The following is a 13,025-nucleotide window of genomic DNA, read 5'->3' as shown; positions in this document are numbered from 1 at the left end:
ATCGGGGTGTAGAACCGTAGACATCGTTTACATCTGAAACCGGGGACATCGTTTACACATTTGAGGCTTGGACGCGGGTCATACCTCGTCCAAGCCTCCCCAAGGGATAATCACACAGGTACAAATCCCAGACATCATCCTCAGCTTCTTTAAGACCTATCCTTTCTCCGGATAGGGCCTCGCTGACAAATACCAACTTGCCGTTCCACTTGATCGATCCATCCTGCCTGACGCTTCGCACCCGCATTTCTGCCGGATACTCCACATCGGGCAAGCACCCTGGGTACCGTCGGGTAGATGGCACGTACACATCTCCCGGACGTTTCATACCAAGCGCTTCATGAGGGCGTACGTAATTGAACTCATGCCGGAAATGCTCCAGCAAAAGCTGCTGCTCGACCAAGTTGCTCCCTAGCGGTAGCTCAAGTTTCAGGCTGCGATGCATTCGTTCGTGTCGACCATTCTGGGCAGGTCTTCCCGGCATGGTTCGCTCGGGATAGATACCTAAACGGATCCACCAAACGGCCAGTGTGGATATCCTCGCCAGGCCAGGAGAGGCGAAAGGGACTCCGTTGTCTGAGCGAATGACTTCCGGCATGCCGTAATCCTGAAAAAGCCGCTCAAAGGTTTGTTTTACAGGCTGGGTCATGATTTTAGGATGAGCCCTGCACGCCAGAATCAAACGGGATGCATGGTCTGTAACCGTCAGCGGGAAGCAAAGCTGGGCGTTGAGCATCTTGAATTGCCCTTTGTAGTCCACGCACCAGGTTTTGTTGGGGTCATTGGCCTCTCGCATTTCAATATGCGAGGTACCGTGCCGACGCTTGAACCGCCGTTTGCTGACCAGCCCAAGTCGGTCAAGCCATTGGCCGGCTGTACTGGGAGACGGCCAATCGATAGAGGGATCTTCAATTCGCAATAGCTCAATGAGCTTCTTTGGCCCCCATTTATCGTGGGCTTCCTTCATGGCCACTACGCGAGCCAGGATCTTATCGTCGGTCTTGTTGGGGCTGTTATGAGGTCGCCGAGAAACCTCGGCTAACGACTTCAAATCGCCGTTATGCCGAGAAATCCATTTGTCTACGGTAGGTCGACTGACACCGAAGCGGCGGGCCAGCTGGCTTTTCGTGAAGTTACCCGAAAGCCAGTCAGCAACCAGCTTGATTCGTTGGTTCATGGGGGACTCTTGGTTCCAGGGCATGATCAGTTACCTCCTGATCATGCGTATTAACCTGTAAACCATGTCCCCGGTTAGAAATGTAAACGATGTCCCCGGTTTGTACCGGGGCAAGCCCCCTCCCACATTGATCGCATTTCAAGTTGAGGATTGAATCGCAGGCAAAAAAAAGGCCGCACCCTGCCAAGGAAACGGCCAAAAACTTGTCGAGGCTTGTGTAACTTAACGAGCGGTAATCACCGACAGCTTGGTAATGCCCGCGCGTTCGATAGACGCCATGGCTCGCGCCACTTCGCCGTAGTTCACGCCATCATCCGCCTGCAGTTGCACCCGCACATCGGGGTCCTTGGCCTTGGCCGCCTGCAGGTTGAACTCCAGCAAGTCCGGCTGGATTTCGTCCTTGTTGATAAACAGTTTGCCGGCGCCGTCGATGCTCACCACCAGCGGGTCTTTCTGCTCCACCGGCGCGACCGCCTCAGTCTTGGGCAGGTTGATCGGGATCGCGTTGGTCAAAAGCGGCGCGGTGACGATAAACACCACCAGCAGCACCAGCATCACGTCCACCAGCGGCGTGACGTTGATCTCGCTCAGTACCTCATCGCTGTCTTGCGTGGAGAAGGCCATGTCAGGACGCCTCCTTCACTTTCTGCGGGTTAGCGGCAGTGGTTTTGTTCAGGGTCGGGTGCAGCAGCACACGGAAGGAATTTTTCTGCGCCAGGCTGTAGAAGTCGTGGGCGAAGTCATCGAGGTCGGCAGCGGTCAGCTTGAGGCGACGCAGGAAGTAGTTGTAGACCAGCACCGCCGGCACGGCGACGGCGATACCGACGCCCGTCGCAACCAGTGCCGCACCAATCGGGCCGGCCACCGTTTCGAGGCTGGCGGAACCGGCGGCACTGATGCCCTTGAGCGCTTCCATGATGCCCCACACAGTACCGAACAGGCCGATGAACGGCGAGGTGCTGCCGATACTGGCGACCACGGCCAGGCCGGTTTCCAGGGAGCGCCGCTCTCGCACGATCTGCTGGCGAAGGGCGCGCTCAAGGCGGTCCTGGTGATTGATCGCCTGGCTCAGGTCCGTCGCGTGTGGGGTTTCGCCCACCTGGATCGCGGCGTAGCCGGCCTGGGCCACGCGGGCAGCGGCACCCGGCTGGGTTTGCGCCAGCTCGGCAGCCGAGTCGAGACTCGACGCCGCCCAGAACTGTTTATGGAACTTGCGATCCTGCGCCTTGAGGCGACCGAACTGCACGCCCTTGAGCAGGGCCAGGCCCCAGGTGGCGACCGAAAAAACCACCAGCAGCCAGATCACCGCGCTTTCGATGGATTCAAGTGGAGATGCTAATGCCATGATGTCTTCCCTCTGTGCAGGTCGCGGCGCGTGCAACACACCGCAGCCGAATAATTAGTGAATCTTGAAATCGATCGGGACGCTGACCCAGCCGTCCTGGGCCACCTCGCCCTGCTTGGCCGGCACGAAGCTCCAACGCTTCACGGCGGTCAGTGCGGCGTCATCGAGCTGCTGGCGACCGCTGCTCTTCTGGATCTGGATCTCGCCAGGCTTACCGCTGGCCAGTACATGCACCCTGAGCAACACCGTGCCTTCCCAACCACGCCGCTGGGCCAGTGACGGATACTCCGGCGCCGGGTTCTTCAAGTACGCGGCGTTGGCCGAAGCGGGCGTAACCGGAGCCGGCGCCGGTGGTGCTGGAGGCGCAGGCGGCGCGGGAGTCGGTGGCGCAGGCGGTTGCTCGGGCGGTTTCGGTGCAGGCTTGGGCTCAGGCTTTGGCACTGGCTTGGGTTTGGGTTTAGGAATCGGTTTTGGCGGCGCCGGCTTGGCGGCCAATTCATCCACCACCGGCGGCGGTGGCTCGACCACAGGCGGCGGCGGTGGCGGCACGGGCGGTGGCGGTTCCACCACCGGGGGTGCCGGCTGGGAAAATTCGATGGTCATCGGTGGAATTTCCGGCGGCACGATCGGCAACACCGGGGTCGGCTTCTGGCTCACCCAGTAGATCACCGCACCGTGCAGGGCCAGCACCAGCAGGCCGAGCAGAATACCTTCGCGACGGCTGGAGAAACGCTTCGGAGTCCTCTGCGTTCGCAGTTGTCCCAACGGCGCGCGGTGCGGCCGGCCAAGGTCGACCAACTCACCACCCGGTGCCTGGCGCCACGGCGCCTCGTGTGCACTGGCGGCGGTCTGGACATTGCCCATTGATTCACTCCCTACGGTTTTTAAGCAAAAAAACCGACAGGCCTGCTTGGAAGGCCGTCGTGGGCTGAATCATCGGCGCCAGAGGCTTATCTCTTAAAGTAACCTTTAAAGTTATACATAGACCTAAAACGAATAAATGAAACATGATGAAACGCCAAAGCCCCGTCCTGCGTGGGCTGGCGTCCAGGCGATGTTTTTCAATGCTTTCCGGGCATGAAAAATATTCGGCAAAGGCATCGTTCAGGCCGGGCTGTTAGCACACAAATCCAGCAATTGGCGTTGCAGGCTCTGCCCCGCCGCGCCGAGGCCAGTGCGCCCGTACAACGCCAGCCGCACGCCCTGCACCGCAGGCAAACCGCTGTCCGCGCCCAATACGACATGCCCGGCCTGCACCACACGCCGAGGTAACAGACTGATACCCAACCCCGCCGCCACCGCCGAACACACACTGGCCAGGCTCGCGCTGGAGTAACCGATGCGCCAGCGCCAGCCCCCCACTTCCAGGTGTTGCAGCATTTCATTGCGGTACAGGCCCCCCACCGGAAAGGCCACCAACGGCAAAGGGTCGCGCCCCAGGGATGGCGTACTGCGGCTGTCCACCCAACACAACGGCTCTGGCCATGAGGCCAGGCAGTCGTCGCTGTCGCCCATCTGCTTGACCAGCAATACGTCGAACTCACCGCTACGGTACTGGCGCTGCAACTCGGGGCCAAGACCGCTGGTGACCTCCAGGCGCACCCTGGGGTACGCCAGCACAAAGGCCGATAACAGAGGCATCAGGCGTTCGGCAGCGAAGTCTTCCGGCACACCGAGGCGCAGCACGCCGTCGCTTTGCTGGTTGATCAATACGTCGGCGGCTTCCTCATGCAACGCGAGGATGCGCCGCGCATAGGCCAGGAGACGCTCGCCTTCCGCCGTCGCCACCACACGACGTTGGTCGCGATCCAGCAGCTGGCACGCCACCGCCTCTTCCAGGCGGCGGATCTGCTGGCTGACGGTGGACTGGGTCAAGTGCAGGCGCTCTGCCGCGCGGGTGAAATTGCCGCAGTCCACCACGGCGACAAAGCTGCGCAACAACACCGGATCGAACATCGTGCTCACCATTCCATTTGCCACTGGTTGGCATGGTTATATTTAATTTCAGAATACCTCGGCGACTGTGGATACTTCACGCCTCATTTGCACACTCCGCAGGTTCTGCATGTCGCTTAACTCCTCAACCGCAGGCCGGTTCGCCGGCTGGGGCCTGCTGGTGGTCCTGGGCCTGAACCTGCGGCCGATCCTCAGTTCCATCAGCCCGTTGCTCGGCGAAATCCGCCTGGCCACCGGCCTGAGCTTCCAGAGCAGCGCCCTGCTCACCAGCCTGCCCGTGGTGTGCATGGGCCTGGTGGCGCTGGTGGGCGTGCGTGTTGAAGCGCAGCTGGGGGAACGACGCGGCATCGCCCTGGGCCTCATGATGATCCTGTTGGCGTGCCTGGCCCGCTGGCTGATGGGCCAAGGGTCGACATTGCTGGTGACTGCGTTGCTTGGCGGTGCCGGTGTGGCACTGATCCAGGCGTTGGTGCCGGCGATGATCAAGCGTGAATTCCATCACCGCGTGCCGGTGGCGATGGGCGTTTATTCGGCCTCGTTGATGGCCGGCGGCGGCCTGGCGGCGCTGCTCAGTCCGGTGGCGGCCACGTATTTCCAGCAATGGGAGGCCGGGCTGGGTGTGTGGTTGTTACCCGCGTTGGCGGCGCTGCTGCTGTGGGCCTGGTTGCCACTGGGTGCGGCAAAAAACGCGAACGTCATCCCTGCCTACAAGGGGCTGCGCAATCGCCGTGCCTGGCTGCTGGCGCTGTATTTCGGCCTGGTGAACTGCGGCTACATGAGCCTGGTGGCGTGGCTGCCGGCCTACTATCAGCAACTGGGTTGGGGCGTGTTGCCCAGTGGTTCATTGCTGGCGTTCATGACCATCTTCCAGGTGATCGCCGCGCTATTGATGCCGGTGCTGGCACAACGCGGGATCGACCGTCGGCCGCTGCTGTGGATCAGCCTGTTGGCCCAGACCATCGGCTATCTAGGCCTATTGATCGCGCCGTTGCAGTTTCCGCACCTATGGGTGGCGCTGTGCGGCTTTGGCCTGGGAGCATGTTTTGCCCTGAGCCTGTTGCTGACCCTCGACCACCACCGCGACCCGCGCCAAGCCGGCCAACTGGCGGCGTTCGTGCAAGGCGTGGGCTTTTTGATCAACGCGATTTCGCCGTGGATGACCGGTTGGCTGCGCGAACTCACCGGCAGCTTTGTCAGCGCCTGGGTGGTGCTGACCGTGACAACGGTGGCGATGCTGGTGGTGACCCGCGTATTCAGCCCGGCCACCTATCGCACCGCCAGCGTACCGGCCTAAAAGTCGTAGCGACCGGTCACACCCAGGGTGCGAGGCGTGCCCAGCAAGCCTTCATAACCGCCGTTACCACCGGTCCACAGGGTGGTGTAGTAGGTTTTGTCGAAGGCGTTTTTCAGCCACAGCGACACATCCCACTGCCCCTGCTGATAGTTGCCACGCAAACCGGTAGACACGTTCACCACCGCGTACGCCGGGATCTGCCCGTAGTCCGAGTCCTCCACTGTCCCCACGGCCTTGGAGCGGAATGCATAGCTGGCAGTGACGTAGGGTTCCAGACCGTTGTCCAGGTTCCACTTGTACTCGCCATTGGCATTGGCGATCCATTTCGACGCGCCCACCACCTGATGCCCTGTCAGGTCACAGGAGGCCGGGGCACCCGGGCGCAAGCTGACTTCCGGTGGGCACGGGGCGTCCTTGTAGGACAGGTAGCTCACATCGTTGAACGAGCCATTCACGTTCAGCGTCAGTCCTTTGATGGGAACCAGGGTGCTTTCCACTTCCACCCCACGCGAACGTACGGAGCCTGCGTTGGTCAGGTACTGCACCCGGTTGTCCTGATCATAGGCGTTGGTCTGGTAGCCATTGACCTGGGTCCAGAACAGGTTGGCATTGAGTTGCAGGCGTCGGTCCCACAGCGTGCTTTTAAAGCCCAGTTCAGCGTTGTTGGCCCTTTCGGTGCCGACCAGCAGCGAATCCGCGCCGGCCGTTGGCGCCGAACCCACCGCCAGGTTGACCCCACCGGATTTCTCGCCATGGGACAGGGTCGCATAGCCCAGCAGGTTTTCATTGAAGCGGTAACTGAGGTTCAGCAGGCCCGAAGGGCTGGTGCTGTACTGGTTGAGGTCTGCGGAGTCGTAGGCCCCGGCACGCCCACGCCGAGCCGTAGCGGCCGCGCCCGTGACAGCCGCGCCACCCACCGGCGCATTGCGAGTCACCCAGGCGCTTTTCTCTTCATAAGTACCCCGCAGACCGGCGGTGAAATCCAGGCGCTCGGTGAGGTGCCAGGTCCCTTGGGCAAACAGCGCGAAGCTGTCGGTGCGGATGTGCCCGTTGCCCACACTGCTCACGTTGGCGAGCGCCCCCGTCGCCGTGCCGTTCCAGATGTCGGCCTGGGGTCCGTAATAGGCGAAGGACTTGTTGTCCAGGGAGTTACCGAAGTAATAGGCACCCAGCACGTAATCGAAAAATCCGCCGGTCGGCGAAGCCAGGCGAAACTCCTGGGACCACTGCTTATCTTCCACCGACACCCCGGCGTTATAGGACGCCGGCACATTGAGGCCATCATCATTGCGCGGTGTGAAATTCCACCAGCGGTAGGCGCTGACCGAGGTCAGGGTGAAATCACTCGGCAGCGTCCAGTTGGCTTCCAGGGACGTACCGCCCTGGAACACCGTGACATGCTGGTCGTTGTCCAGATTGACCTTGCGGTGGGTGCCGTCCACCAGCGTTGCGCCAGCCGCCGCAGCGCGTGACTCATAGAGGTTGGTGCCATTGATCGTGGGCCCGGTGCTGTAGAGCACGCGGGTGCCGGCGCTGGAATCCTCTTCGTTGTAATCGCCAATCCAGCGCAGGTTGAACGTATCGCTCGGCTTGTACAGCAGTTGCCCGCGAAAGCCCTGGCGTGAACCACCATTGAGATCATGGCCGTCGTGCTCGTTCTTGATGTCGCCATCGCTGCGCGTGCGATACGCCGAAAAACGTCCCGCCAGATCATCGGTGAGCGGGCCGGAAACCGTGCCCTTGGTCTGGAAATAGCCATCTTCGCCCAACGACGTCTCGATACTGCGCTCCGGGGTAAAACTGGGCGCACGGGTACTGATATTGATGACCCCGGCAGTGGTGTTCTTGCCGAACAACGTACCCTGGGGGCCGCGCAATACCTCGAGCTGTTCGATGTCCATCAGGTCGAACACCGCCATCCCCGGCCGGCCGAGATAGACGTTGTCGATATACAACCCCACGCTGCCTTCCAGGCCATCGCTGGCCGGGTTGTTGCCCAGGCCACGGATTGACACGCTGGACTGGCGCGCATGCATGTAGGCAACGTTGACGCTGGGCACCAGTTGTTGCAAATCCTGGATGCGGTAGACCCGTTGGCTCTCCAGTGCCTGGCCGCCAACCACGCTCATCGGCGTCGGCACCTCCTGCGCGCTTTCGGTACGACGGCGTGCCGTCACCGTGACGGTTTCCAGTTGGCCGCTGGCGCTTTCGCCCTCAGGTTCAGGGGAGATCACCTCGGCCGCGTGACTGGACGACCAACTGGCGCTGCCGGCCAGCAACAAGGCCAGCGGCAGACGCTTGAGCCTCCAGGAAGAGCAAGGTACAGCGGGCTTGAACACACTCATAAGCGGCTCCGTAACCAGGAAATACTCATCGATACATATTCCCCAAGGTTATTTATTTATGTTTTTTAGAACATTTACTGCATAAGAGATAGCCTTTATAAGGAGTCGACCTAATGCATAGCCAATGCATTTCCCCGATATTTTTGATGTGAAAAATGCATATCGATTTGCGCCAGCTCCGCCACTTCATCGCCCTCGCCGAACAACGCAGTTTTGTGGCGGCGGCGTTGACCGTGAACCTGTCGCAATCGGCGTTCAGCCGCAGCATCCAGGCCCTGGAACATGCCGCCGGCTGCCAACTGGTGGACCGCGGTCGCAAGGACCTGGCGCCCACCAAACAAGGCCAGGTGCTACTGGAGCATGCCCGGCGCCTGGTCAGCGGTGCCCAGCAACTGGCCAACGAGATCAGCCAGTTCAATGGGTTGGAGGCCGGTGAGCTGCGCTTTGGGTGTGGCCCCGCACCCGCGGCCGGGTTGATTCCCCGCGCCATTGGCAGCTTTATCGGGCGCTACCCGAAGGCACGCGTGCTGTTCCAGGTAGATGACTGGCAAAGCCTGGGCAAGCGCCTGCTCAGCGAGGAGTTCGAATTCTTTGTCGCTGATACCCGTCACTTCGAAGCCAACCCTGACTATCACACCCATCGCTTGCGTCCACGCCGCTGGAATTTCTGCTGCCGCGCCAGCCATCCCCTGGCCGGTCGCGAGAGCGTGAGCGCCGCAGAGTTGATGAGTTATCCACTGGCCGTGACGATCCGCCCGCCCAACCTGCGCAAGGTCATCGTCGACCTCAGCGGACGCCCCGATTACCTGCCCAATGTGGAGTGCGAAAACGGCTACAGCTTGATGGGTGTGGTATTGCGCTCCGATGCCATTGGTATCGTCAGTGCCAACAGCGATGTGCTGCACATGGCCCGAGGCGAATTGGTGTGTTTGAAGATCGACGGACTCGCCGAAGACCTGGAGGAGCGTTTCACCCGCTACGGTATCGTCAGCCGCGCAGGGTACCGGTTATCACCACTGGCGGAGGCGATGATCGAGCAGATCAAGGAGATTGATGCGCTGGATGAGGATGTGTGTGCGCTGGAGAATTTCGCTGTCTGAACTGATGCCATCGGGGGCAAGCCCCCTCCCACTTTTTGAATGCATTTCAAGTGTGGGAGGGGGCTTGTCCCCGATAACGCCTGCAGCAACGCCCATGCATGGCCTGCATGAAACCCAGTCCCCAAATGCACTTGCCAGCCCCGGCGCAAAGGACGAAAAAAGCCCCCTGTCCTCCGTTCGGTAAACCCTCATGCCTCAACCAAAACCTGTACGCAATGTGCTGTACATCATGTGCGACCAACTGCGCCGCGATTACCTGTCGTGCTACGGCCACGCTCATTTGCACACGCCGAATATCGACCGTCTCGCCGCCGCCGGTGTGCGATTCGGCCGTGCCTACACCCAGGGCACCATTTGCGGACCGTCGCGGATGTCGGCCTATACAGGACGCTATGTCAGCAGCCACCAGGTGGCTTGGAACGGGGTGCCGCTGCCGTTGGAAGAGTTGACGATCGGCGATTATCTGCGCCCCCACGGTATCCGCACCGCGCTGGTAGGCAAGACCCACGCCACGCCAAACCTGGACGCTTTGCAGCGCCTGAAGATCGACCCCCACGGCGCCCAGGCCGAGCCACTGAACGAGGTCGGTTTTGAAGCGTATATGCGTCACGACGGGATTTACCCTGACAGCCCGTTGTTCGACGACAAGCGCGAGTCCGCGCCCTACACGCATTACCTGCGCGAACAAGGCTACAACGGCACCAACCCATGGCATGACTGGGCCAACGCCGCAGAAGGTCAGGACGGTGAGCTACTCAGCGGCTGGCACATGCGCAATGCCGGGCTACCGGCGCGGGTAGCCCAGGCGCATTCGGAAACCGTCTACACCACCGACCGCGCCATCGACTTTATCCACGAACAAGCCGAGCAGCCGTGGTGCCTGCACCTGTCCTATATCAAGCCGCATTGGCCTTACATCGCCCCCGCGCCGTACCACGCGCTGTATGGCGCCGAGCACATCCAGGCGCCCATCCAGCCGGGGCAACCCAGCGATCACCCGGTTTATCAAGCGTTTCGCCAGCACCAGGAAAGCCTCAACTTTTCCCGTGACGAGGTACGCCTCACGGTGATCCCGACCTACATGGGGCTGATCAAACAGATCGACGATCAACTCGGGCGGCTGTTCGATGTTCTGCAAAGCAATGGGCGCTGGGACGACACGCTGATCGTGTTCACCAGCGACCATGGCGATTTCCTTGGCGATCATTTCCTCGGGGAGAAAGAATTCCTGCTGGAGCCGGCCGTAGGCGTCCCGTTGATTGTGCGCGACCCACGCGCCAGTGCCGATGCCAGCCGTGGCACATTCGACGACCGCCTGGTGGAAACCATTGATGCGCTGCCGACCTTCCTCGACGCCCTGGGGCTGCCTGCTGCCGACCACCGCCTGGAAGGCCACTCACTGATCCCACTGTTGCACCGTACGCAAAGCGCCTGGCGACGCTACGCCATCGCCGAATACGACTACGCCTTCCAGGCCCCGGCCCGTGAACGGTTGGAGCAGCCCATCGACCGTTGCCGCATGACGATGGTGCGCAGCGAACGCTGGAAATACCTGGCGTACGATGGCTTTCGCCCACAGCTGTTCGACCTGGAAAACGACCCGCAGGAACTGCATGACCTGGGGGCCGACCCGGCGTACGCCGACGTGCGCGAAACCCATTCGGGCTATCTGTTCGAATGGCTGCGCGGCCTGAAGCGGCGCACCACCATCAGCCACACAGAGATCGATCTGCGTGGCCAACGGTTTCGTTATGGAGAGCCGGAAACAGACAAGGTGGTGCAGATCGGCGTGTGGTGATCACACACCCTTGGTGGTCTTGCTGGCCTGCCCGTGCACGCTCACCGGCACATCGCCCTTGAGCGTGACCCGGCGCACAATACGCTCCTGGGTGCCATAGTCATCCACTGCGTAATGCTGGGTGGCGCGGTTGTCCCAGATCGCTACATCACCGGTGCTCCAACGCCAGCGCACGGTGTTTTCCAGGCGGGTGACGTAGCTCTGCAACAGGTTGAACAGCTGCGCCGAATCTGCCTGGGAGTATCCTTTGAGGCGCTTGACGAAGTGTCCCAGCAACAAGGTTTTCTCGCCGCTGACCGGATGTACGCGCACCACCGGGTGTTCGGTTTCGTAGACAGTGGAGGTGAACACTTTGCGGTATTCCTCCAGCGTCTCCACCGACACATCCGGCTTGCGCGCGGCGTAGTCGTATTCGTTGCTGTGCACCGCCCACAGGTTGTCCGCCAGGGCTCGCAGCTCGACGCTGAGGTCATTGTAGGCGCTGGATGTGTTGGCCCAGACCGTGTCGCCGCCGGACCTGGGTGCCAGCACCGAACGCAGGATCGAAGCCTTGGGGTAGGCGTCGACAAAGGTCACGTCGGTGTGCCAGGAGTTGGCGCGCTGGCCACGACCGCCGTCCAGCTCCATCAGGAAACGGGTGCCGTCGCGCACTGGTACGGTCGGGTGGGCAATCGGTTCGCCCAGCAGGTGCGCAAATGCTTCCTGGCTCTGGTCATCAAGGTGGGTCTGCTCGCGGAAGAAGATCACCTTGTACTGCACCAGGGCCTGCTGGATGGCCTCGACGGTAGCGGCATCCAGGTCGCCGGACAGTCTGACCCCACGGATCTCGGCGCCAATGCGCCCGCCGACGGGGTGAATGTCCAGCGCTTGGGCGATGGGTTGAACAGCGAATGCGACATTGCTCATTGTGGTGACCCTCATGTGCCTGATGGTGGGAACGCTTTCCGACAACGCTCTATTCATATGCAATTTTGATCTAGCAGATGAATGAATGCTTCGTTGACGGAATAAGAGCTTGCATTTAAAACCTCAGCTCCCTCGGTCGCAAATGCCTTCGACCTATTTTTAAAATGCCGGGAAAGCATATGGATCTTCGCCAACTGCGCTATTTCATCGCCCTCAACGAACACCGCAGTTTTGTGCGTGCCGCGGACGCCATGGGCATCACCCAACCCGCGTTCAGCCGCAGTATCCAAAGCCTGGAACATGAGTTCGGCTGCGTATTGGTGGACCGTGGCAACAAGGACTTGCGCCCCACTCCCGAGGGCCAGGTAGTGCTGCAACATGCGCTGAGCCTGGTGCACGGTGCCGCCTTGCTGAGCAGTGAAGTCACCCGCATGACCAAGCTCGATGCCGGCGACCTGCGCTTCGGCACCGGACCGGCGCCCGCGGTGAAACTGGTACCCGATGCGGTGGCGCGCTTTATCACTGCACACCCGAAGATCCGGACCAGTTTCCAGGTGGATAACTGGGAAAAACTCAGCCGCGCTCTGAGCCGCGAAGAAATCGAATTCTTCATTGCCGACATCCGCCAGTTCGAAAACGATCCAAACTTCCAGACCCGCGCACTGAGCCCCAAGCGTGGTGTGTTTTTTTGCCGTCCGGGCCACCCGCTGCTGGCCAAGGACAGCCTGTCGACCAACGACATGTTCGACTATCCGCTGGCGTCGCCGCTGATCTCCCAGGGCATTCGCAAACTGCTGGCGAACCTCAGCGGGCGCATGGACTTTTCACCCAGCATCCAGACCGAGCACTTCCCGGCGCTGGTGAAGATCGTGCTGCAGTCCAATGCCATTGGCGTGGGCACCGAAGAAGCATTTGCCGAAGACATCGCCCGTGGCTCCCTGGTGGTGCTGCACTGGCGCAACCTGCCGCAGAACATGGACACCATGAGTGCGCGGTGCGGGGTGGTCAGCCGCACCGGCTCGCGCCTGTCGCCGGCGGCGAAGGCAATGATCGAGACGCTGGTACAAGTCGACCGCCAAGACGTGAGCGTGGCGGTCTGACGTC

Annotated in this window: 11 protein-coding genes; 4 read left to right on the top strand and 7 right to left on the bottom strand. The window is 61.1% G+C overall.

Translation table 11 applies throughout. The annotated features are described in order from the left end of the window. Positions 1-52: 52 nt before the first annotated feature. From BFN10_RS11410 to BFN10_RS11390, 5 genes are all read right to left on the bottom strand, one after another. A complete protein-coding gene (locus BFN10_RS11410) occupies positions 53-1,201 on the bottom strand; it encodes an integrase core domain-containing protein (RefSeq protein WP_071488463.1) in 1,149 nt (382 codons plus the stop codon). A gap of 198 nt (positions 1,202-1,399) precedes the next feature. Then, positions 1,400-1,801 carry an ExbD/TolR family protein gene (locus tag BFN10_RS11405; RefSeq protein ID WP_010565408.1) on the bottom strand — a complete coding sequence of 134 codons (402 nt, stop codon included), beginning with the start codon at positions 1,799-1,801 and terminating at the stop codon, positions 1,400-1,402. A 1-nt stretch (position 1,802) separates the two neighbouring features. Then, the gene (locus BFN10_RS11400) at positions 1,803-2,525 is read right to left on the bottom strand and encodes a MotA/TolQ/ExbB proton channel family protein (RefSeq protein WP_130898165.1); all 723 of its coding nucleotides are present in this window, start codon (positions 2,523-2,525) and stop codon (positions 1,803-1,805) included. 51 nt (positions 2,526-2,576) lie between these two features. Next, entirely contained in the window at positions 2,577-3,386 is an 810-nt protein-coding gene (locus BFN10_RS11395; protein WP_071489784.1) for an energy transducer TonB, read from the bottom strand. 240 nt (positions 3,387-3,626) lie between these two features. Further along, positions 3,627-4,478 (bottom strand): LysR family transcriptional regulator, encoded by an 852-nt coding sequence (locus tag BFN10_RS11390; RefSeq protein WP_071489783.1) that lies wholly within the window; start codon positions 4,476-4,478, stop codon positions 3,627-3,629. A gap of 109 nt (positions 4,479-4,587) precedes the next feature. On the opposite strand from BFN10_RS11390, the gene BFN10_RS11385 reads away from it, so the two are divergent. After that, on the top strand, positions 4,588-5,772 hold the full coding sequence (locus tag BFN10_RS11385) for a CynX/NimT family MFS transporter (RefSeq protein ID WP_071489782.1): 1,185 nt from the start codon (positions 4,588-4,590) through the stop codon (positions 5,770-5,772). Here BFN10_RS11385 and BFN10_RS11380 read toward each other — a convergent pair. Beyond that, on the bottom strand, positions 5,769-8,117 hold the full coding sequence (locus BFN10_RS11380; RefSeq protein WP_071489781.1) for a TonB-dependent receptor: 2,349 nt from the start codon (positions 8,115-8,117) through the stop codon (positions 5,769-5,771). The genes BFN10_RS11385 and BFN10_RS11380 overlap by 4 nt on opposite strands. A gap of 155 nt (positions 8,118-8,272) precedes the next feature. Here BFN10_RS11380 and BFN10_RS11375 point away from each other — a divergent pair, with 155 nt between their 5' ends. Both BFN10_RS11375 and BFN10_RS11370 read left to right on the top strand, forming a co-directional pair. After that, the gene (locus tag BFN10_RS11375) at positions 8,273-9,217 is read left to right on the top strand and encodes a LysR family transcriptional regulator (RefSeq protein ID WP_071489780.1); all 945 of its coding nucleotides are present in this window, start codon (positions 8,273-8,275) and stop codon (positions 9,215-9,217) included. A gap of 190 nt (positions 9,218-9,407) precedes the next feature. Next, positions 9,408-11,015 carry an alkaline phosphatase family protein gene (locus BFN10_RS11370; RefSeq protein ID WP_071489779.1) on the top strand — a complete coding sequence of 536 codons (1,608 nt, stop codon included), beginning with the start codon at positions 9,408-9,410 and terminating at the stop codon, positions 11,013-11,015. On the opposite strand, the gene BFN10_RS11365 is transcribed toward BFN10_RS11370, so the two are convergent. Beyond that, positions 11,016-11,921 carry a TauD/TfdA dioxygenase family protein gene (locus BFN10_RS11365; RefSeq protein ID WP_071489778.1) on the bottom strand — a complete coding sequence of 302 codons (906 nt, stop codon included), beginning with the start codon at positions 11,919-11,921 and terminating at the stop codon, positions 11,016-11,018. It abuts the gene before it with no gap. A gap of 179 nt (positions 11,922-12,100) precedes the next feature. Here BFN10_RS11365 and BFN10_RS11360 point away from each other — a divergent pair, with 179 nt between their 5' ends. Next, positions 12,101-13,021: a LysR family transcriptional regulator gene (locus BFN10_RS11360; RefSeq protein ID WP_071489777.1), complete on the top strand. Its 921-nt coding sequence runs from the start codon at positions 12,101-12,103 to the stop codon at positions 13,019-13,021. Positions 13,022-13,025 lie beyond the last annotated feature (4 nt).

The sequence above is a fragment of the Pseudomonas extremorientalis genome (assembly GCF_001870465.1).
GTDB classification, from domain to species: Bacteria; Pseudomonadota; Gammaproteobacteria; order Pseudomonadales; family Pseudomonadaceae; genus Aquipseudomonas; species Aquipseudomonas extremorientalis.
Note: the sequence above shows the minus strand (reverse complement) of the source record. Positions and strands in the feature narration are given on the sequence as shown.